Source organism: Microbacterium deferens, assembly GCF_045517775.1.
Lineage (GTDB): Bacteria > Actinomycetota > Actinomycetes > Actinomycetales > Microbacteriaceae > Microbacterium.
In genome coordinates, this window is sequence record NZ_JBEUWT010000001.1 from 564618 (window position 1) to 584922 (window position 20305).

Annotated in this window: 16 protein-coding genes; 8 read left to right on the top strand and 8 right to left on the bottom strand. The window is 70.1% G+C overall.

All coding sequences use genetic code 11. The features are described from left to right. Positions 1-41 precede the first annotated feature (41 nt). Together ABTU82_RS02820 and ABTU82_RS02825 are read right to left on the bottom strand one after the other, a co-directional pair. Entirely contained in the window at positions 42-4562 is a 4521-nt protein-coding gene (locus ABTU82_RS02820; protein WP_407171615.1) for a glycoside hydrolase family 97 N-terminal domain-containing protein, read from the bottom strand. 230 nt (positions 4563-4792) lie between these two features. Further along, on the bottom strand, positions 4793-6673 hold the full coding sequence (locus tag ABTU82_RS02825) for an ABC transporter ATP-binding protein (RefSeq protein ID WP_407173282.1): 1881 nt from the start codon (positions 6671-6673) through the stop codon (positions 4793-4795). Between the two features lie 170 nt (positions 6674-6843). Here ABTU82_RS02825 and ABTU82_RS02830 point away from each other — a divergent pair, with 170 nt between their 5' ends. Then, on the top strand, positions 6844-8340 hold the full coding sequence (locus ABTU82_RS02830; protein ID WP_407171617.1) for a DHA2 family efflux MFS transporter permease subunit: 1497 nt from the start codon (positions 6844-6846) through the stop codon (positions 8338-8340). Positions 8341-8454: 114 nt separating this feature from the next. On the opposite strand, the gene ABTU82_RS02835 is transcribed toward ABTU82_RS02830, so the two are convergent. From ABTU82_RS02835 to ABTU82_RS02845, 3 genes are all read right to left on the bottom strand, one after another. Further along, entirely contained in the window at positions 8455-9267 is an 813-nt protein-coding gene (locus ABTU82_RS02835) for a DNA-formamidopyrimidine glycosylase family protein (protein WP_407171620.1), read from the bottom strand. A gap of 126 nt (positions 9268-9393) precedes the next feature. Next, positions 9394-10287: an SDR family oxidoreductase gene (locus ABTU82_RS02840; RefSeq protein WP_407171623.1), complete on the bottom strand. Its 894-nt coding sequence runs from the start codon at positions 10285-10287 to the stop codon at positions 9394-9396. A 76-nt stretch (positions 10288-10363) separates the two neighbouring features. Beyond that, a complete protein-coding gene (locus ABTU82_RS02845) occupies positions 10364-10921 on the bottom strand; it encodes a Dps family protein (RefSeq protein ID WP_116646198.1) in 558 nt (185 codons plus the stop codon). A gap of 171 nt (positions 10922-11092) precedes the next feature. On the opposite strand from ABTU82_RS02845, the gene ABTU82_RS02850 reads away from it, so the two are divergent. The 3 genes from ABTU82_RS02850 to ABTU82_RS02860 all read left to right on the top strand — a co-directional run bounded on the left by ABTU82_RS02850 (position 11093) and on the right by ABTU82_RS02860 (position 14433). Continuing rightward, complete coding sequence (locus tag ABTU82_RS02850) at positions 11093-12901, top strand: glycoside hydrolase family 15 protein (RefSeq protein WP_240606755.1); 1809 nt, start codon at positions 11093-11095, stop codon at positions 12899-12901. A 60-nt stretch (positions 12902-12961) separates the two neighbouring features. Further along, positions 12962-13852, top strand: coding sequence for an SMP-30/gluconolactonase/LRE family protein (locus ABTU82_RS02855; RefSeq protein WP_407171627.1), 891 nt, complete (start codon positions 12962-12964; stop codon positions 13850-13852). Between the two features lie 86 nt (positions 13853-13938). Then, on the top strand, positions 13939-14433 hold the full coding sequence (locus ABTU82_RS02860) for a DUF1269 domain-containing protein (protein ID WP_116646195.1): 495 nt from the start codon (positions 13939-13941) through the stop codon (positions 14431-14433). Positions 14434-14529: 96 nt separating this feature from the next. Here the strand turns inward: ABTU82_RS02860 and chrA are convergent, their stop codons facing one another. Both chrA and ABTU82_RS02870 read right to left on the bottom strand, forming a co-directional pair. Then, complete coding sequence (gene chrA / locus ABTU82_RS02865) at positions 14530-15720, bottom strand: chromate efflux transporter (RefSeq protein ID WP_407171630.1); 1191 nt, start codon at positions 15718-15720, stop codon at positions 14530-14532. 3 nt (positions 15721-15723) lie between these two features. Then, a complete protein-coding gene (locus ABTU82_RS02870) occupies positions 15724-16137 on the bottom strand; it encodes an arsenate reductase ArsC (protein WP_407171631.1) in 414 nt (137 codons plus the stop codon). An 86-nt stretch (positions 16138-16223) separates the two neighbouring features. Here ABTU82_RS02870 and ABTU82_RS02875 point away from each other — a divergent pair, with 86 nt between their 5' ends. From ABTU82_RS02875 to ABTU82_RS02890, 4 genes are all read left to right on the top strand, one after another. Next, positions 16224-17255, top strand: a complete 1032-nt coding sequence (locus tag ABTU82_RS02875) for an acyl-CoA dehydrogenase family protein (RefSeq protein WP_407171633.1) — start codon at positions 16224-16226, stop codon at positions 17253-17255. Continuing rightward, positions 17252-18604, top strand: coding sequence for a PIG-L family deacetylase (locus ABTU82_RS02880; protein ID WP_407171635.1), 1353 nt, complete (start codon positions 17252-17254; stop codon positions 18602-18604). The genes ABTU82_RS02875 and ABTU82_RS02880 overlap by 4 nt, the downstream gene beginning before the upstream one ends. Continuing rightward, entirely contained in the window at positions 18601-19311 is a 711-nt protein-coding gene (locus ABTU82_RS02885) for a glycosyltransferase family 2 protein (RefSeq protein ID WP_240606754.1), read from the top strand. Before ABTU82_RS02880 ends, ABTU82_RS02885 begins: the two co-directional genes overlap by 4 nt. Before the next feature lie 76 nt (positions 19312-19387). Continuing rightward, a complete protein-coding gene (locus tag ABTU82_RS02890) occupies positions 19388-19549 on the top strand; it encodes a hypothetical protein (protein ID WP_165817896.1) in 162 nt (53 codons plus the stop codon). Positions 19550-19565: 16 nt separating this feature from the next. On the opposite strand, the gene ABTU82_RS02895 is transcribed toward ABTU82_RS02890, so the two are convergent. Continuing rightward, positions 19566-20168: a hypothetical protein gene (locus tag ABTU82_RS02895; RefSeq protein WP_407171639.1), complete on the bottom strand. Its 603-nt coding sequence runs from the start codon at positions 20166-20168 to the stop codon at positions 19566-19568. Between the last annotated feature and the right edge of the window lie 137 nt (positions 20169-20305).

A 20305-nucleotide genomic window follows, 5' to 3' on the forward strand; every position in this document is an offset into this window, starting at 1 on the left:
CTCTTCCGATCTAAGGCCCCGAGTTGCGGCAACTCATGCGCTCAGCCGAGCGCCGTCAGGGTCAGCGTGCCGCGGTAGGTGCCGTCGGCGACCTCGGCGGGCAGCTTGAACAGCAGGTCGGCGCCCAGTCGCGCCGAGCCCGTCGCGTGCCCGGAGTCGGCCGAGCCGAGCGTCGCCGACACGCCGAGTCCGGTGCCCCCGTCGAGCGCGGGCGCCACGGCGGCACCGGCACGGGCACCCGCGCCTGGTTCGACGATCTTCGGGGTCCATCCGAGGTGCTCCGCGCCGAACGTGCCGGCGGTGCCGGTGAAGTCGGTGACCTGGCCCGACAGCGACCACGCTCCGGCCGTGCGGCGGGTGTCGGTCACACGGATCGGGTGGATCTCGCCCGTCGCCTGGAAGTACCCCGGCCCCTGCACGGCCTCGCCCAGGTCGACGGTGTCGTTCGACCCGTCGATGCTCCAGACGAACTCGCCCTCCGAGATCTGCGGCACAGCGACCTGCACCTGCTGCGAGGCCGTCGACGGCCCGGAGGCGACCGCCTCGTCCACGGCCCGGAGCACCGGGCGACCCTTGTCGGTGTCGAACTCCCACACCTCCGAGAAGTCCCACCCGATCGCCTCGTACGTCGAGGCGGTGGCGAGCTCCTGCGCGGTGCGGTCGGCGCCGTTGCGGTTGCCCGCGGTGCCACCGGTCACGGCAGCCCCGTTGACCTGAGCCGTCGCGAGCGCGAGGTTGTCGCTGTAGGTGGGCACGCCGTTCTCGCGGGCCACGATGCGGGCCCGCGGGGCGTTCGCCGTGGTGATCGACCCGCTCACGACGACGTTGCCGCGCACCTGGGTGCCCGAGTAGCCGTAGCCGGTGAGGATGCCGCCGTTCTGCACCTCGGCGCGCACGTCGGCGCCGACGACGTAGTTCTTCGTCAGCACGCCCGCCGCGGAGTTCCACGCGACAAGGCCGCCCGCCTCCCAGTTCGATACGACCTTCGCGTCCACGGTGTAGCTCGAGCGCACCTCACCGGTGTTCTCGGCCGCGATCGGCGCCGTCCGCCATCCGCCCGCGACCTCGGCGCCCCGCACGAAGACCTCGTCGATCAGACCCGCGTTGGCGACGGCGACCACGGCGACGCGTGTGCTCTGCACGTACGGTGCGGCGACCGTCGAGACCGCATCGACGAACCCCAGCCGGCGGATCACGCCCGAGTTGTTGAGGATGAACGCCTTCGACGCACCGCCCTCGACCTCGAGGCCGACGATCTTGTGACCGTCGCCGTCGATGGTGCCGAGGAACGACGGCACCGGGGTCCAGGGCTTGGTGAGGGTGATGTCGGCGGTGAGCGTGAAGGTGGCCATCGGATGCTGCGCGATGAGCGCGAGGTCGGCCTCGTCGTCGATCGTGTAGCCGTTCGTCCCGCCCTCGCCGAGCGGGTTGTCGATCGCCCCGGTCGTGATGCGGGCGACGAAGCCTCCGCCGTTGCGCACTGCTGCGGTGAGCGTCGACGCGCTGTCGACCTGCGACACCGTGCGACTCATCGCGGAGGATGTGCTCTTGTCGGCGTAGACGTCGGCGTTATAGGTCGTGCCCGACGGCAGGAAGTCGAGCGGGATCGACATCTCACCGCCGGCGCTTGCCCCCGCCGTCACGGCGATCCAGAACTCCCCGTCCGAGGTCTCGCGCACGACCGCGGTGGTCGCGCCGATCGCGCTCTGCGGCAGCATCCGGCTCTGCTTCCACGTGGTCGGCAGGTTCGCGATGACGTCGCCGACGAGGTCGTGGTACTGCCCGCCGGGAGCGAGGTGGTCGGGGCGCTCCGAGAGCTGCAGATACGGCATCGAGTAGACGACCGTGGAAGCGAGCTGGTGCGCCCAGGTGACGTTGCCACCCGATCCCGACAGCAGGAACGGCGTGTAGTCGGCGGTGCCGGCGATCAGGCGCGTGAACGGCGCGAGGGTCTGCTGGTTCGCGCTGTAGCCCGACTGAAGGCCCTTGATCGCTTCGCGCCCGAGCTCGTTGGGATAGGTGCGGTTGAGACCCGTCGGCTCGAGCGGGTTGTGATAGATCACCATGAGCTTGCGAGCCGCGGAGTCGCGGGCGAAGTCGCGGAAGAAGGTGACCTTGGTCTCGGTTTCTTCGTTGGTGTGGTCGACCTTCGTGCCGGCGATGCCCGTCGCCCGCACCAGGTCGAGGTAGGCCTCGCGCAGGTCGGGGTTCTGCAGGCTCACCTGCGGGTACGGGCTTGCCGAGTCGTACGTGACACCGGCGGTGAACGTGCTGTCGACGCCGGCCGCTCTGTCGTAGTCGGTCCACAGCCACACCGAGACCGGGAACGCCTTCGCCTTCCCGCGTTCGACGAGGGCCGCGATGTTCGCGAACCGCTGGGCGGTGGTCGACCCCCACGAGGAGTGCGTGAGGTTTCCCTCGATGAGGATCCCGGGGATGCGGGCGTCGGATGCGGCGTCGAGGAGCGCCTGCATGCCGGTGACGCTCTGATCGTTGGTCGTCAGCGTCGACCAGGCGTTCGTGCCCGGTTCGATCCAGCTCGTGTCGCCGCCCGGGAACACCGACGTGTCGATCGCCGGGTTCACGGCGGTGACGATGTCGGAGTTGGTGAAGTCGGTCAGGTTGTCGGCGATCGTGATGACACGGAACGGCGAGTGCGGGCTCTCGGCCTTCACGACGAACGTGCCCTGCCCGTTGTCGGTCGCCCAGTAGTAGGTCGAGATGACGCCGCCCCGGGTGGTCTTCAACGCGATCGCGGGCCAGTCGAGGATGTTCGCCTCGGTGATGTTGGCGACGTGCCCGTCGGGGGTCTCCACCGTGGGCAGCACCGTGATGTCGCGGTCGCCGGCGGCATCGAAGCTCGACCGGGCGAAGCTGTTCTGCAGGTCGTCGATGGTGCTCGCCGTGACCGCCTGGTAGGTCAGGGTCGACGCCGGGTCGAACGAGAACGCCGTGTCTTCGCGCGAGACGACCGCGCCGACCAGGGAGGGGTCGAGCACGTAACGGACGGCGACGCCGGTATCGAAGACGCGAACCTCGACCGAGACGAGCGACCCGTCGCCCTTGCGCAGCGGGAGCACGCTGGTGTTGCGGTGGTCGCGTCCGGTGTCGTTCAGGCCCATCAACGGGTACGACTCGTCGGTCGTCGAGGTGACGGCGGTGCCGAGAGAGACGCCCTGGCCCCAATCGATGCCGTCGACGACCAGGCCGAGGGCGGAGTCGCGAACGATCGTGCTGCCGTCCTGCGTGACGGAGTAGGTGAGGTCTCCCGCGGCGTCGGTGCGCACCGTGGCGACGGTCTTGCCGTCGGGACTGGTCACGGCGGAGGACGACGTGAGGTCGGTGACCGTCGGGGTCGGGGTGGGGGTGGGGGTGGGGGTGGGCGTGGGCGTGGGCGTGGGCGTGGGCGTGGGCGTCGAGACGACGGGCGCCGCCTTCTCGGCGACTCCTCCGAGGTGCGGGCGCAGCGTCGCCGCATCCATCCGCCAGGTCGACGTGAAGTCCCAGCCGATGCTCTCGAACGTCGACTGCTGGGTCAGCTCGGCGGAGGTCTTCGACAGGCCCTGTCGGTCGGCGGCGGTGCCGGTGACCGTCACGCCCGCCGTGCCCGTGGTCAGACGGATCGAATCGAGCGCGAGGTTGTCGGCGTAGGTCGCACCGCGGCTGCCGACGCTGGTGTTGTTCTGACCGTTGATGCGACCGATGTTGTTGGCGGACTGGCCAGACCCCTGAGTGACCGAGCCGTCGAGGGCGACCGCGCCGCGGATGGTGGCCGTGCTGTAGCTGTAGCCGGCGATCATGCCGATGTTGCGGGTCGCGGTCGACACGGTGCCGCTGACGTAGACGTTCGTGATCTTCTCGACGCCGGCGTTGTCGTTGCGTGCGGTGATTCCGCCCGCCTCCCAGCCCGAGACGACCGACCCGCGGAAGTAGCTGTTCTGGATGGTTCCGCCACCCATGTTGTCGGCGACGAGGCCGCCGGTACGCCACCCGCCGTCCACCGAACCGAGGGCGTAGACCTGGTCGATGAGTCCGTAGTTGTGAGCGGCCACCGTGGCCTTCTTGGTCGCGGTCGTCTGCGACTCGGCCGCGCTGGTTCCCGTGATCGAGACCTGGCTGAAGCCGATCCGCTCGACCGTGCCGCGCTGCGCGTTGATGAGGGCCGCGGTCTTGTTGACGCCGTTGGACGCCTGGTAGGCGGCCGACGTCGAGTAGTCGATCGAGAGTCCGAAGACCGTGTGTCCGGCGCCGTCGAGCACACCGGCGAAGCTGTTGATCATCGGCACCGGTGCGGTGAGGGCGATGTCGGCGCCGAGCTCGTAGTGCGCGGCGGCGGCCCCCGTTCCGGCCGTGTCGGCGTTGACGCTCTGGATGAAGGTCGAGAACTCCGCCGCGTCGTCGATGACGTAGGGGGCCTCGGCCGTTCCGGAGCCCTCGAGAGCGGATGCGGCACCCCCGGCGAGGGTTGCGACGAGAACCCCGGCGACGACCACCGCAGCGGTGGCACCTCCACCGAGGAGAAGCGGAAGCCGACGCTTCGGGGCGGCGAGCAGAAGAGGCATGGTTCTCCCTGGCTGGCGGGCGTGCGCGCACGGCGCGTCCGCGGAGACGGTGTGTTCGGGCACCGTCACCGTCCCGCGGCGCAGAGAACGGGCGATGTGCGCGAAGGTGAACGAGACCTCGCGCGCGAACGAACACTCCGCGTGCCCGGGTCACCGAGGTGCCGTGAGCCGGGGTCTCCGGCGCGCATCTCACCCCGGCACGCGACAGCTGAATCGGTGTCAGCTGAACGTCAGCCCGCCGTCTGCTCCTCGGTCAGCACGCGGGTCGCTGCCAGCTGCTCGGCGGCGAGGCTCGCATACAGGCCGCCCGCGGCGAGGAGCTGCGAGTGGGTGCCCGACTCCACGATCCGTCCGTCGTCGACGACGTGGATCACGTCGGCACCGATCACCGTCGACAGGCGATGGGCGACGGTGAGCGTCGTGCGGCCGCGGGCCGCAGCATCCAATGCCTCCTGCACGATGCGCTCCGAGACGGTGTCGAGCGCGCTCGTCGCCTCGTCGAGAAGGAGGACCGGCGGATCTTTCAGCAGCACGCGCGCGATGGCGATGCGCTGCTTCTCTCCGCCCGACAGCCGGTAGCCCCGCTCGCCGACCACCGTGTCGTAACCGTTCTCGAACCCGGCGATCACGTGGTGGATGTTCGCCGATCGGCAGGCGGCCTCGAGCTCGGCGTCGGTCGCATCGGGCCGGGCGTAGCGGAGGTTCTCGCGGATCGTGGCGTGGAAGAGATAGGTCTCCTGCGACACGATTCCGATCTGGTCGATCACCGACTCGGCGCGCAGGTCGCGCACGTCGGCCCCGGCGAACACCACCGCACCCCCGGACGCCTCGTACATGCGCGGTGCGAGGTAGAGGATCGTCGTCTTACCGGCCCCCGACGGGCCGACGAACGCCACGTGCCGCCCGGGCTCGGCCACGAACGACACCCCGTCGAGGGTGGGACGCGCGGCCTCTGCCGCATCGGGGTATCGGAACTGCACATCACGGAACTCGAGGCGCCCGAGCGGCCCCGGGGCCTGCGTCACGTCGATCGCGTCGGGCTTGTCGGTGATCGCGGGAACCAGGTCGAGGTATTCGAAGATGCGGGCGAACAGAGCCGCCGACGTCTGCAGATCGAGGGCCACGCGCATGAGTCCCATCAGCGGCATGAGCAATCGCGCCTGCACGGTGGTGAAGGCGACGATCGTTCCCGCCGTGACCGTGCCGCCATCGCCGCCGGTGACGAGGAACCCCGCCACGAGGTAGATCACGGCCGGCACGCTCGCCATGAGCACCTGCACGACGGCGAAGAATCCCTGCCCGCTCATCGCGCGGCGCACCTGCAGGCGCACCTGGTTGGTGTTCTCGTTGGCGAACCGCCCCGACTCGGCGCGTTGGCGGTTGAACGACTTCGACAACAGGATGCCCGAGACGCTGAGCGTCTCCTGCGTGATGGAGGTGAGCTCCGATAGCGACTCCTGGGTCTCGCCCGCGATGCGCGCCCGCACCTGGCCGACCCTCCGCTGCACCAGCACGAGGATGGGCATCATCACCACGGCGATGAGGGTCAGCCGCCAGTCGATGAGCACCATGGCCACGAGTGAGGCGACGACCGTGACGGTATTGCCCAGGATGCTGGTGACCGTGTTCGTCAGTACGCCGGAGACTCCCCCGACGTCGTTCTGGAGGCGCGACTGGATCACTCCGGTCTTGGTGCGGGTGAAGAAGCCGAGCTCCATCGCCTGCAGGTGGTCGAAGAGCCGCAGGCGCAGGTCTCCTGTCACCGCGTTGCCCACGGTGGCGGTGAGCCACGTCTGACCGACGCCGAGCACCGCCGAGAGCAGGAAGAACGCGATCATCAGCACGACGAGCCGCACGAGCACCGGGATGTCGGGCGGCCCCCCGGCGACGGGGAACAGGCCGTCGTCGAAGATGCGCTGCACCAGCAGCGGCGGCACGACCGCGACGGCGGCGCCGAGAACGACCAGGAGCGCCGTGATCGCGATGCGCCACCGGTAGCGGCGGAAGAGCGCGACCACCCGGCTGCCGAGGTTCGCCACCCGTGGGGCATCGGCGTTGCGCTTTCGCTGCGCCTCGATGTCGACGCCGCGGAATCCGACGCCGCCTGCCATGCTCATGCCGGTCAGCCTACGTCCGCCCGCCGACACCGGGCCCGGGATGCGCACCGCCGATCGAGATTGTTCGCCGTCGAGGGAATGCCGCGCCGTCGACCGACGTTACGGAGTTGGTGCCACCGGTCCGGTGGCGACCAGCGCCCCGATTGCACGATGAGGAGCCACCTATGGCCGCCCCCGCCACCGATAGCATCCGACAGCCCCAATCCGCCACGTCCGCGTCGGGCGTCTCCCCCGAGCAGAGCCGGGTCATCTGGCTTCTCCTGGTCGCCGCGTTCGTGGCGATCCTCAACGAGACCACGATGGGCGTGGCGATTCCCGCCCTCATCGAGGATCTCGGCATCACCGCGGTCGCCGCGCAGTGGCTGACGACAGCGTTCATGCTGACCATGGCCGTGATCATCCCCATCAGCGGATTCCTTCTGCGACGCTTCAGCACGCGCCAGATGTTCATCGCCGCGATGTCCCTCTTCTCGACCGGAACCCTCGTCGCCTTCCTCTCGGTCGGCTTCCCGATGCTGCTCGCCGCGCGTGTCATCCAGGCCTCGGGCACGGCGATCATGATGCCGCTGCTCATGACCACCCTGATGACGGTCGTTCCTCCGCACCTGCGCGGCCGCATGATGGGCCGGGTCAGCATCGTCATCTCGTTGGCGCCCGCGATCGGTCCCACCGTGTCCGGCTTCGTCGTCGACACGATCGGGTGGCACTGGAACTTCGGCCTCGTGCTGCCCATCGCCCTCGTCTCGCTCGCCATCGGCGCCACCTGGATCCGCAACATCTCCGAGACCGAGCACAACCGCATCGACATCCTCTCGGTGGTGCTGTCGGCGATCGGTTTCGGCGGCATCGTCTTCGGCCTCAGCCAGCTGGGCGGCGGCCACGGCGAGGCGGATGCGGCGAGCGAACCCTCGTCTCCGCTGGTGCTCATCGTCGCCCTCGTCGGCGGCGCCATCGCCCTCGTGCTCTTCGGCTGGCGGCAGCTCCGTCTCCAGCGAACCGACGACGCACTGCTCGATCTGCGCGTGTTCCGGGTGCGCAACTTCTCCTTGGCCGTCGCCCAGCTCGGCGTCATGTCGCTGGCGTTCTTCGGCACCATCACGCTGCTTCCGCTGTACCTGCAGCAGGGACTGGGGCTGAACGCCGCCGAGAGCGGACTGGTGCTCCTCCCGGGCGCGCTCGCGATGGGTCTGGCCGGTCCGGTCATCGGCCGCATCTACGACCGCCGCGGCACGAAGGTGCTCCTCGTCTCCGGCGCCATCCTCGTGAGCGCGATGCTGTGGGCGTACGCTCTGCTGAGCACCACCACGACGCCGATCTGGATGGTCGTGATCATGCAGACGCTGCTCTCGCTCGGTCTGGCGCTGTCTTTCACCCCGCTGATCACCGCCTCGCTCGGCTCTCTTCAGCCTCGCCAGTACTCGTACGGCTCGGCCGTCGTCAACACACTGCAGCAGGTCGCGGGGGCAGCCGGCATCTCGATCCTCATCACGACCATGGCATCGGTCATGGGCGCGTCGACCGAGACCGCCGCGGCCGCCGAGGCCGCGGGCGCGCGGGGTGCATTCCTCGTCGCCGCGATCATCTCGCTGCCGCTGCTGGTGGGCGCGTTCCTGATCAAGAAGCCGGCCGACGCCCCGGCGGAACTACCGCTGGCACACTGACGGCCCTCGGCCCGCTCGGGCTCGGTCGCCTGTCCTCGCGCAGACGACCGAGCCCGATCTCTCGCCGCAGACCGTGTTCGTCACGCCCCGCACACCGAGCGCAGGCCCCAGACCTCACCCCGGAATGGGCACTCCCCCTGTCTGGCACGTCGGGCAGTACTGCGCCGCGCCTTTCGAACCGGGCACGTCCTGCACGGTGCCTGCGCACACCGGGCAGGGCTCGCCGGTTCGCCCGTGCACGCGCATCGCGTCGACCTTCGCCGCTTTCTGCCCGGAGGGCAGGATGCCTCGGCGAGCCGTGACCGCCTCACGCAGAACCTCGACGACCGCAGCGAACAGCCGGTCTCGATCGTCGTCGCTCAGATCGACCGCGTGCACGACGGGCGACAGCTTCGCGACGTGGAGGATCTCGTCGGAGTAGGCTCCCCCGACGCCGGCGATGGACTCCTGCTCCTGCAGGAGGGCGCGGATCTGCTTGCGCCTCGAGCCGAGGGCGGAATCGAGCTGTGCACGAGAGTAGGTCGGATCGAGGGGATCCGGACCGAGCTTGGCGATGGAGGCGACGTCGCGCGCGTCGTCCACGACCGACAGCCCGAGCGACAGGAACGACCCCGCGTCGGTCACCGTGAGGGACGCACCGCCGTCGAACTCCAGGCGCGCGAGGACCGGCGCATCCGTCTGCTCGTCGAGGAGCGCCCACCCCGCGCGGCCGAAGCTGATCAGCAGCCCGGCGGCGTCGGTGGCGATCTCCAGGTGCTTGCCGAAGCGCCGCACCCCGGAGACGGTCGCGCCGATCAGCTCGTCGAGCGGACGGGCTCGGGTCTTCAGCGCACGGAACTCCTCGAGGTCCGCGCCGACGATCCGCTGCGCGACGAGGTGCCGGTCGAGGTACTCGGCGAGGGCCTGCACTTCCGGTGACTCGGGCATGAGAGCATCCTCCTCCTCGTTGGCGGGTGCAGTGCCCTCCGACGAGCTCAGGAGCGGCTACGCCGCGCGCACAGCGAAGCCCCGGACGCCGAGCTCGTCGCAGCGTCCGGGGCTGTGCTGGCACGGTCAGTGCGTGGGCGATCCGCCCGTGACCGCGATGGTCTCGCCGATGACGTAGCTCGACTCCTGCGAGGCGAGGAAGACGAACGGCGGCGCGAGCTCGACGGGCTGACCGGCACGGCCGATCGGCGTCTCCTCACCGAACGACTCGATCTTCTCGTTCGGCACGAAGGCGGGCTGCAACGGCGTCCAGACCGGTCCGGGTGCGACGCCGTTCACGCGGATGCCGCGCTCGATGAGCTGCTGAGCCATCGCGCGCGTCCAGTTCGCGATGCCGGCCTTCGACACGGCGTACTCCGCGAGCGACGGAGACGGGACGAAGCCCTGGATGCTGGAGGTCGTGATGATCGACGCACCGGGCTTGAGGTGCGGCGATGCCGCCTTCGTCAGCCAGAAGAGCGGGTAGATGTTGGCCTTCAGCACGTGGTCGAGGGTCTTCGTCTCGAAGTCGTCGATGCTGTCGACCGTCGGCATCGTGCCGGCGTTGATCACGAGGATGTCGAGACCGCCGAGCTCGGCGACCGTCTTGTCGACGATCTCCTTGTCGACGCTCTCGTCCTGGAGGTCACCGGGGAGGAGCACGGCCTTGCGGCCCTCCTTCTCGATCAGGGCGGCGACCTCTTCGGCCTGCTCCTGCTCCTCGGGCAGGTAGCTCAGGGCGACGTCAGCACCCTCACGGGCGTACGCGATCGCCACGGCTCGGCCGATGCCCGAATCTGCGCCGGTGATGAGGGCCTTCCGGCCGGGCAGGCGGTTGTTGCCGATGTAGCTGGTCTCACCGTGGTCGGGAGCCGGATCCATCTTGCGGATGTCGCCGGGGCCGGTCTGCTGCTGCGGGGGGAACGGCGGCCGGGGGAACTGGGTGTTGGGGTCTTGGGGCGTGTACATGTTGTCGGCCATTCCGTCACGCTAGAACGAGCGACCGCCGCCGCTCCCGGGGGTTGCGGCGGCGGTCGAAGCCGTCTATGCGGGCGTCTCAGCGCTTGCGCGGCGTGCGGTTCTCGGCGCTGACCATCCACGCGAGCTGCTCGAGGCGCTCGAGGATGGAGTGGAGGATGTCGGCGCTCGTGGGGTCTTCCTCATCGACGTCGTCGTGCACCTCGCGCACGGTCGACGTGGCCGACTCGAGGCGCTCGGTGATCAGATCGACGACCTCGCTCGTGTCGACCTCGCCCTGCGGGAACTCCGGCAGAGTCGTCGTCTCGGCGATCGTGTCGCTGCGTCCATCGGGAAGGGCGTGCAGGGCGCGCATGCGCTCGGCGACGGTGTCGCTGAATTCGCGGGCGGCCTCGATGACCTCGTCGAGCTGCAGGTGGGTGTCGCGGAAGTTCTTGCCCACTACGTTCCAGTGCGCCTGCTTTCCCTGGATCGAGAGCTCGATCAGGTCGACCAGAACACGCTGGAGGTTCTCGCTGAGCTTCGCCGAAGCGGTGAAGCCGCTCTCGGCGTTCTCGGTCGCGGTGAGGCCCGCGCCGCTTCCGCCCTTCGCGGGGCGACGGCGGTTACGGGGGGCTGTCTTCGAGTCGGTTGCCATGATGTCTCCTGACGGTCGCAACGGGTATGTGAATGACGGTAGACCCGCTCCGCGCCGACGCCACGGGGGTTGTCGATGCATCCGTTCGTTGTTAGTGCGCGGCGGCTAGTCGGGCCCGAGGGTTCGCGCAAGCCCGCACTCCCAGCGGTCGGCTGTTCGTACGGTGGGAACGTGCCCGACACTCCGACCTCCGCCGACCCTCTCAGTTCCTACGCACCCATCGGCGACGGTCGCACGGTCGCACTGATCGGGATGCGCGGACAGATCGACTGGATGCCGCTGCCGAACCTGGATTCGCATCCGGTGTTCGCCCGCCTGCTCGACGCCGAGACCGGGGGCGCGATCGATCTGCACCCCTCCGGCGACTACGAGGTGAAGCGGCGATACATCCCGCGGACGAACGTGCTGGAGACGACGTTCACCACCTCCACCGGCACGATGCGACTCACCGACGCCATGGTGACCGGGGTTGCCGGGCGGCTGCCGTGGGCGGAGCTCGCACGCCGCGTCGACGGCATCGAGGGCGAGGTCGAGGTCGAGTGGGTCATCCGCCCCGGTACCCAGCTGCAGACCGCATCACCGTGGATCGAAGACATCGACGGGGCGTGCGTGATGCGGGTGGGCGAGATCTCCTTCGCGATCGTGGGGAAGAATCACGGTCGCGCCGACCCCGAGCCCGGTTCGGCGTCGGCTCCCCGCGTCGAGGGGCGCTTCACGACGACGACCGGCTCCCGGCATCTCATCGTGCTGGCCGCGACAGACGACGAGCCGCTGCATCTCCCCGACCCCGACAACGTCGACCGCGGCATCGACCGCACGATCGGGGGCTGGCGGGCATGGTCGAAGGAGTTCTCCTATGAAGGCCCCTGGGCCCGGCATGTGCAGCGCAGCGCGCTCGCGCTGAAACTGCTCGTCTACTCCCCCACCGGGTCGATGGCGGCGGCGGCGACCACGTCGCTCCCCGAGAACCCGCGCGGCGGTAAGAACTGGGACTACCGGTTCGCCTGGGTGCGCGACCTCGCGTACGCCTCCCACGCCCTCATCCTGTTCGGTCTGCGCGAAGAGACCCACGCCGCGATCTCGTGGCTGCTGCGGACGATCCGCGAGAACGGTCCCGATCTGCACGTCATGTACACCCTCCGCGGTGGTACCAGCACCGACGTGCAGACCTTCGATGTCGAGGGGTGGCGCGGCATCGGCCCGGTCGTCACCGGCAATCCGGCCCAGGGCCAGTTGCAGCTGGGCGTCTACGGCGACCTCTTCGCCATCTGCCGCACCTATGTCGACGCGGGCAACGTGCTCGACGTGGCGACAGGTCGCATGCTCGCCGACACGGCCGACCGCGTCTGCGATCTGTGGCGCAATCCCGATTCGGGGATGTGGGAGCTGCCCGAGATCCGTCATTACACCTCGTCGAAGATGGGATGCTGGCAGGCCCTGAACGACGCGGTGGTTCTCGCCGAGGCGGGGCAGATCCCGGGAAGCGCGGCACGCTGGGCGTCGGAGCGCGAACGCATCCGCCAGTGGATCGAGGAGAACGGCTGGTCGGAGCAGGCCCAGGCCTACGTCATGTACCCCGGTTCGACCGACCTCGACGCCTCCGTGCTGCTGCACGGCCCCAGCGGCTACGACCGCGGCGAACGCATGTCGTCGACGATCGACGCGATCACTCGCGACCTCGGCGCCGGCAACCTGTTGTACCGGTACTCGGGCGTCGACCAGGAGGAGCACACGTTCGTCGCCTGCGCGTTCTGGCGAGCCGCGACCCTGGCCTGCGTCGGACGCCACGATGAGGCGATCGCGACCATGGACGACCTCGTCACGCGCGGCAACGACGTCGGGGTCTACGCCGAGATGATCGACGAGTCCGACGGCGAGTCGTGGGGCAATCTCCCCCAGGCGCTCAGCCACCTGGCGCTCGTCACCGCAGCCCTGACGATTCGAGACCTGGCACCCGCACAGAAGCTCGAGGGCCACTGACCTCCCCGCCCCGCACATCTGCAGCATCCGCTCACCACGAACACGATCGAAGGCTCCTCGATGAACGCTGACCCGAAGCTCTTCCGCCACCTGGATTCGGTGCTCGTGGAGAGCATCTTCTGGGACGAGCGCTACGACGAGGTCTCGTGGGTCGACATCACCACCGGAACCTTCCATCGCGCGCGGCTCGACGGTGCGGTCGACGGCTCGGACGACCGCGTGGTCGAGCTGCCCGCGCCGATGAGCGCGGTGCAGCCCGCGCACGGGGGCGGGTTCGTCGCGGCGTTGAAGGATCGCATCGTGTCGCTCGACGCGGAGGGGACGATCACCGGCACGATCGCCGAGGTCGAGCACGCGCACGCGGGCATCCGCTTCAACGAGGGCAAGGTCGACCCCTTCGGGCGGTTCATCGTGGGCGGCATGGACGTCACCTCCGCCAACCCCGACGCGGCGCTCTACGCCTTCAGCGCCGACGAGCGCCCCGAGGTGCTGCGGGGCGGGTTCGGCGTCGCCAACGGCTTCGAGTGGGCCGCCGACGGCGGCGAGATATACGTCACCGACACGTCGACGAAGACCGTCTACCGCGCGCCCTACGGGCCGGGTCGCGGCGAGCTGGGCGAGCTCGAGCCGTACCTCCGCGGCTACGATTCCGACGGTCTCGTGCGCGACGTCGACGGATGCTTCTGGAACGCCGTCTACGGCGGCGGCGAGGTACTGAGATGGAGCCCGGACGGCGAGGTGATCGCCCGTCTCGCCGTGCCCGCACCCAACCTGACATCGGTCGCTCTCGGCGGTCGCGAGCGACGGACGCTCTTCGTCGGTTCGGCGCGAGAGAACCTCTCGGAGGACGATCTGCGCGCGGCCCCGCTCAGCGGATCGATCTTCACGATCGACGTCGACACCGCCGGGCGGGCCGTGGGCGTTTTCGGCGAGACCTCGCCCGGGCGCTGACGTCTGTCGCCGTTCTCCAGGGTCCACTAAGGTCGCACTCGAACCCGCCGTTCGGGCGGACCAGACCCTTGATCAGGAGATGCGACATGGCAGATCTCATCGTTATCGCGTTCGACAAAGAGAGCGAGGCCGAGGCGGCCTACGCGAAGGTTCAGGAGCTGCAGGACGATCTGATCGTCCAGCTCGCGGGCCTCGCCCTCGTCAAGGTCGACGAAGAGGGGAAGACGAAGGTCGAGTACCCGGGTTCGGGAGCGCGAATCGGTGCCGGCGCGGCCGGCGGAGCGCTCTTCGGCACGCTCATCGGCATCCTCTTCTTCGTGCCGCTCGCCGGCCTCGTCTTCGGAGGACTCTTCGGCGGACTGTTCGCCGGCCTCGACAAGACCGGTCTCGACGCGCAGTTCCGCGATCGCGTGAAGTCGACCGTGTCGGAGGGCAAGTCGGCGATCGTGATCTACGCCACGAAGATCACCGAAGACAAGTTCGCCGCCGCCCTCGCCCCGTTCAACGGCAAGGTCGTCCAGACGTCGCTGTCGGAGGACGTCGAGCGCGAACTGATCCACGACCTCAACAACGCTCAGTAGCCCGCCGCGCGTCCTCGAGGCAGGACATGGGCCCGGTGCAGGACGATCCGACCGCGATCGTCCTGCACCGGGCCCTTCTCCTACCTCCAGCGCCGCTCAGAGGAACGCGAGCAGCACGCCGCCCGCGGCGCCGACGAGCACGACGATCCACGGCGCGACCCGCCACGATACGAGCAGCACGAAGCAGACGAGGGCGAGAGCGAACGACCCGCCGTCGACCACGCCCGACACGAAAACCGGGTCGTAGAGCGCGGCCCCCAGGATGCCGACGACGGCGGCGCTCGCGCCGCGGAGCATCGCACCGGCCCACGGCCGGGTGCGCAGTGCGTTCCAGAACGGCATCACGCCGACCAGCAGCAGGAATCCGGGCAGGAAGATCGCCACGAGCGCGATCACGCCGCCGGCCACACCCCCGGGTCCGACCGACGAGAGCGTGCCGAGGTATCCCGCGAAGGTGAACAGCGGTCCGGGCATCGCCTGGGCGAGGCCGTAGCCGGCGACGAACTGGTCGGGTGCGAGCCATCCGGTCGACACCACGCCCGCATCCAGGAGGGGCAGCACGACGTGGCCGCCGCCGAAGACGAGCGCCCCGGCGCGGAAGAACGCGTCGAACAGCGACACCGCGCCGCCTCCCGCGAGAGCCGCCACGATCGGCAGCCCGATCAGCAGCACGACGAGCGTTGCGAGACAGACCCACCCGACCGTTCGCGAGACAGGAAACCGCAGCATCCCCGCCCCCGGCTCCGCCCCCGCGCGGCAGAGCCACAGGCCGGCGAGCGCTCCGACCACGATCGCGAGCACCTGGCCGCCTGCGCCGTACAGCACCAGCGCGATCGTGGCCGCAACGACGGCGATCGCCGCGCGCTGCCGGTCGGGTGTCAGCGTCTTCGCCATGCCCCACACCGCCTGGGCGACGATGGCGACCGCGACGATCTTCAGCCCGTCGACGATTCCGCCGCCGACGGGGCCGCCGATCACGCCGGCCCCGTAGGCGGCGACGATCATCAGCACGGCCGAGGGCAGGGTGAAGGCGACGAAGGCGGCGAGCGCACCGGCGACGCCGGCGCGCAGCATCCCGAGCGCGAATCCGACCTGGCTGGACGCCGGGCCGGGGAGGAACTGGCAGAGCGCGACGAGGTCGGCGTAGCGCTCGTCGTCGATCCACCGACGGCGTGTCACGATCTCGTCGCGGAAGTACCCGAGATGCGCGATCGGTCCGCCGAACGAGGTCAGCCCGAGCTTGGCGAAGACGCCGAACACCTCGGCGGCCGACCCGGATCGAGACACGGCTCAGGCGTGCGGCGCGTCCGGCACGAGCGAGGCGATGAGCGTCTCCACGCGCGCGCGGATCTCGTCGCGGATGGGGCGGACGGCGTCGATGCCCTGACCGGCGGGGTCGTCGAGCTCCCAGTCCTCGTAGCGCTTGCCGGGGAAGATCGGGCACGCGTCGCCGCAGCCCATGGTGATCACGACGTCGGATTCGCGGACGGCCTCGACGGTGAGCACCTTCGGCGCGTTGCCCGCGATGTCGATCCCCTCCTCGGCCATGGCCTCGATCGCGACCGGGTTGATCTCGTCCTTGGGGGCCGAACCGGCCGAGCGCACGTCGACCCGGTCGCCGGCGAGGGCCTGCAGGTAGCCCGCAGCCATCTGTGAACGGCCGGCGTTGTGAACGCACACGAAGAGAACGGTGGGTGTAGTCACGTGACCAGTATGCCTGTCGGATACCAGCCGGCGGGGCAACGGGCAATGCCGGACACCCAGAGTTCACCCGCGCATAGGCTCGCGACATGGACGATGTCGATGTGACCCTCGGCCCCGGGAGTCCGTCGGATCTCGCCGCTGCGATCTCGAGGTCGGCGCGCGCGGCCGACGGCTTCGGCCTCGACATCGACGCGACGCTCGCGTGGGTGCGCGCGGTCGGCCCCGACGTCGCGTCTGCGTCGCACTCCGCGGGCTGGGAGTCGCTCGCCGCCACGGCGGCGGTCGACGTCGCGGGGGCGCGGATGCTGGAGCCCCACGTCGATGCTCTGCAGATCCTCGCGCAGGCCGCCCGTGCCGACGCCGTGAGCACCGACGCGGTCCCAGGCGAGGACGCGACGTGGGGAGTCTTCGCCGCCGAGGGGAGAGGCGTCTCGGTGCGGGCCCGCGAGCACGAGGGGCGGTGGGTGCTTTCGGGCACGAAACCCTGGTGCTCCCTGGCGTCGCACCTCAGCCACGCTCTCGTGACGGCGTGGACAGCGCCCGACGAACGTCGGCTCTTCGCCGTCGATCTTCGCGCACCCGGTGTGCACCCGCACACGGGCCCCTGGGTGTCGCGGGGCCTCGCGCAGGTCGTGAGCGCGCCCGTCGACTTCGACGATGCGGCGGCGGCGCCGGTCGGCGACGACGGGTGGTACCTCCGGCGACCCGGATTCGCCTGGGGCGGTATCGGCGTGGCCGCCGTCTGGTGGGGCGCCTCTCTTCCGCTGACGGAGGCACTCGCGCGCGCGGCGGCGCGCGAGGGGGCCGACCAGCTCGCGGCGGCGTACGCGGGCGAGGCGGATGCCGCGTCGTGGGCCGCACGAGCGGTTCTCACCGATGCGGCTGGGCGCGCCGGCCGCGGGGTCGACGCGCCGGCGGTGCTCGCCCACCGCGTCCGAGCCACCGTCGCCGAGACCGCCGATCGCATCGCCTCGCTCGCCGAGCAGGCGCTCGGACCCGCCCCGCTGACGACCGACGAACCGTTCGCACGCAGGATCGCCGACCTGCGCATCTACCTGCGGCAGCATCACGGTCGGCGCGACCTCGCGGGGCTCGGCCGCAAGCTGGTCGCATCGTGAGCGTCGCCTTCGACCACCGCGATCCTGGGACGCTCGAGCAGACATGGGCTGACGCTGCGCCCTGGCGCTCCGCTCCCCCGCTGCGGCTCACCGCCGACGCCGTGGTCGTCCTCGCCGCACACCCCGACGACGAAACGCTCGGCGCCGGCGGCCTGGTCGCGCGGTGCCACGCCGTCGGCATCCCGGTCACGGTCGTCGTCGTCACCGACGGCGGCGCGTCGCATCCCCTTCTCGGCGACGAGCGCGACCTCGCGCGCGAGCGACGGAGCGAGACGGTCGAGGCGGTCGCCGATCTCGCTCCGTCGGCGGCGCTCGTGTTCCTCGGGTTCGACGATGGGCGTGTCGACGAGCAGCGCGCCGACATCTCCGAACGCGTGAACGCCGTTCTCTCGGGCTTCTCCGATCGTGCCGTTCTCGTGGCGGCACCCTGGTGGGGCGACGGGCACCGCGATCATCGCGTGCTCGGCGAGATCGCGCTCGACCTGGGAGCGCCGACGGTGGAGGTCGTCGGCTATCCCATCTGGCTCTGGCACTGGGCGACACCCGACGCCGTCGACACGTCCGGCTGGCGGGTGCTGCACCTGACGGATGCGGAACGGACCGCGAAGTCGGGAGCGATCGCCCGTCACCGCACGCAGGTCGAGCCGCTCTCACCGCTCCCCGGCGGAGAGGCGATCGTGCACGACGGCATGCGCGCGCACTTCCTCCGCGACGACGAGGTGTACGTCGGCGCTCCCCCCACCGAGGAGACGAGTGCGGATATCGCGGCGTTCGACGACTTCTTCCGCCGACACGACGATCCGTGGGGGTTCGAGTCGCGCTGGTACGAGGCACGCAAGCGCTCGGTGTTGCGGGCATCGCTCCCGCGGGCATCGTTCGCGAGGGCGCTCGAACTCGGGTGCGCCAACGGTGTCCTGACCGCCGAGCTCGCCGACCGGTGCGACGATCTGCTCGCCGTCGACGCCTCCGAGCCCGCGGTGCGGGCCGCGTCGGACCGCACCCGAGACCTCGCGAACGTGCGGGTCGAACAGTTCATGCTTCCGGGCGCCTGGCCCGACGGCCGTTTCGACCTCGTCATCGTGTCGGAACTGGCCTACTACCTGGGCGCGGACGACCGAGAGCTCCTCGCACGACGCATCCGCGGATCGCTCACCGACGACGGCGTGGTCATCGCGTGCCACTGGCGTCGTCGCATCGACGACGCGGCGACGACCGGCGACCGCGTGCATCACGAGCTGTCGCGCTCGCTGGGCCTGCACCGGATCGCACGCCACGAGGAGGCCGACTTCGTGCTCGACGTCTTCGCGACCGCTCCGGGGTCCGTCGCCGAGCGGGAGGGGCTGGCGTGAGTGCCGACATCGACGCGATCGCCGTCATCGTTCCCGCGCACGACGAGGAAGAGCTGCTCGGCGGTTGCCTGCGCTCGGTCGCCGCCACCGTCCGATCGGTGAGCCACGTGCCCGTCGCCGTCTTCGTCGTGCTCGACGCGTGCACCGACCTGTCTGCGACCATCGCCGCGGGGCACGACGTGGCCACCGTGGTGATCGAAGAGGGAAAAGTCGGCGCGGCCCGCGCCGCGGGGGCCGCGGCGGCGAGCGCTGTCTTCTCCGGCATCGACCCCGAACGCCTGTGGACGGCGCACACCGACGCGGATTCGGTGGTGCCGCCGAACTGGCTCTCGCATCAGCTCGACCTCGCCGCGGCCGGTGCCGACGTCGTCGTCGGGACCGTCCACCCCGACCTGCGCGATCTCGACGATCACCAGCGCCGCGCGTGGCTGGCGACCTACGAGATCGGAGTCGCAAACGGAGCCGTGCACGGCGCCAACCTCGGCATCCGGTCATCGACGCTCGTAGCGGCGGGTGGCTTCGCGCCCGTGCCCGAGCACGAGGACGTCATGATCGTGGATCGAGCGCGCGCCGCCGGTGCGACGATCGTCGCCTCCGCACGGGCGAACGTCGTCACGAGCGGGCGTTCGGAAGGGCGCACGCCGGGCGGATACGCGAGATACCTCCGCGAAGACCTCGTCGCCCTCGCCGCATCCGCCGACCGTTGACGTGAATGTGTCAAGGGCGTGCGCACCGGGGGCCCCGGGAGTAGCGTTCGAGACCTCATACCCCGAGGAGGCGGCCATGACCGACCACAAGCATCCCGAAGACGCAGCCCAGCGCGAGACCACCGACCAAGGCGAATACACCGACGTCGAGACGCCGGACGGGCGCGACACGCACCAGGACGACGTGACCCCCGGCGAATACACCGACACCGACCTCGGCGACTCGTCGAACCGCTAGAACACGGTCCGCGCCCTCAGCCGAAGATGCCCGAGGCGATCTCCGACAGCAGGGCGCGGCCGTTGCGGTTCACGGTCGCGTAGTAGATCCAGACGTCGTCGCGAGCGACGATCGCTTCCTCCGTGTCGGTGCCGCTCCCCGGCAGGAGGCAGTACTGCGCGCCGAAATCCTCCGCCGCCTGGCACGTGTACCCCTCCGACGCGAGGCTGGGGAGCGCAGCGGTGACGTTCGCGGCGGGCGCGGTGCTGATGAGCAGCAGCACCCCCGCCCCCTCACCCACGATCCAGTCGCACCCGAGAGCGAGGGTGGCTCCCTCGGGCGCGGGACGGATGAAGCCTGCGCCGTCGCTCTGCAGAGTCATGTCACCGACGGTCTCTGCGCGCGTCGCGGCGGATCCGAGCTGCGCGCAGTCCGTCGGCAACGTCTCGGTGGAGGTCGTCGGGGTCGGCGTCGAAGGAGGTGTCGGAGTCGGAGTCGGGGTCGGCGATGCGGACGTCGCCGTCGGCGAGGCCGAGAGCGTCGGGCTCCCGCTCGGGTCGGCGCTGCCGGCGCATCCGGCGAGGAGGAGGACGGCCGCCGCGGCGGCGACGCTGAGGGCGGTGACGCGACGACGGATCATGCGGCCACTCTAGAGCCGCGGACCGGCGCGGTGTGAGCGTTCCGCTGCCCCGATTGACTCCGTGTCTGAGGCCCCGGATAGATTGGACGTGGCCGGCATACCGCCGCGTCGACTATCGACGCACGACGGAAGAGACC

What these genes read in the sequence shown, in the direction of transcription:
- ABTU82_RS02855 (WP_407171627.1), top strand. Translation starts at nt 12,962, where the DNA reads ATGAACGCTGACCCGAAGCTCTTCCGCCACCTGGATTCGGTGCTCGTG.
- ABTU82_RS02895 (WP_407171639.1), bottom strand. Translation starts at nt 20,168, where the DNA reads ATGATCCGTCGTCGCGTCACCGCCCTCAGCGTCGCCGCCGCGGCGGCC.
- ABTU82_RS02825 (WP_407173282.1), bottom strand. Translation starts at nt 6,673, where the DNA reads ATGGCAGGCGGCGTCGGATTCCGCGGCGTCGACATCGAGGCGCAGCGA.
- ABTU82_RS02835 (WP_407171620.1), bottom strand. Translation starts at nt 9,267, where the DNA reads ATGCCCGAGTCACCGGAAGTGCAGGCCCTCGCCGAGTACCTCGACCGG.
- ABTU82_RS02820 (WP_407171615.1), bottom strand. Translation starts at nt 4,562, where the DNA reads ATGCCTCTTCTGCTCGCCGCCCCGAAGCGTCGGCTTCCGCTTCTCCTC.
- ABTU82_RS02860 (WP_116646195.1), top strand. Translation starts at nt 13,939, where the DNA reads ATGGCAGATCTCATCGTTATCGCGTTCGACAAAGAGAGCGAGGCCGAG.
- ABTU82_RS02875 (WP_407171633.1), top strand. Translation starts at nt 16,224, where the DNA reads ATGGACGATGTCGATGTGACCCTCGGCCCCGGGAGTCCGTCGGATCTC.
- ABTU82_RS02845 (WP_116646198.1), bottom strand. Translation starts at nt 10,921, where the DNA reads ATGGCAACCGACTCGAAGACAGCCCCCCGTAACCGCCGTCGCCCCGCG.
- ABTU82_RS02830 (WP_407171617.1), top strand. Translation starts at nt 6,844, where the DNA reads ATGGCCGCCCCCGCCACCGATAGCATCCGACAGCCCCAATCCGCCACG.
- ABTU82_RS02840 (WP_407171623.1), bottom strand. Translation starts at nt 10,287, where the DNA reads ATGGCCGACAACATGTACACGCCCCAAGACCCCAACACCCAGTTCCCC.
- ABTU82_RS02890 (WP_165817896.1), top strand. Translation starts at nt 19,388, where the DNA reads ATGACCGACCACAAGCATCCCGAAGACGCAGCCCAGCGCGAGACCACC.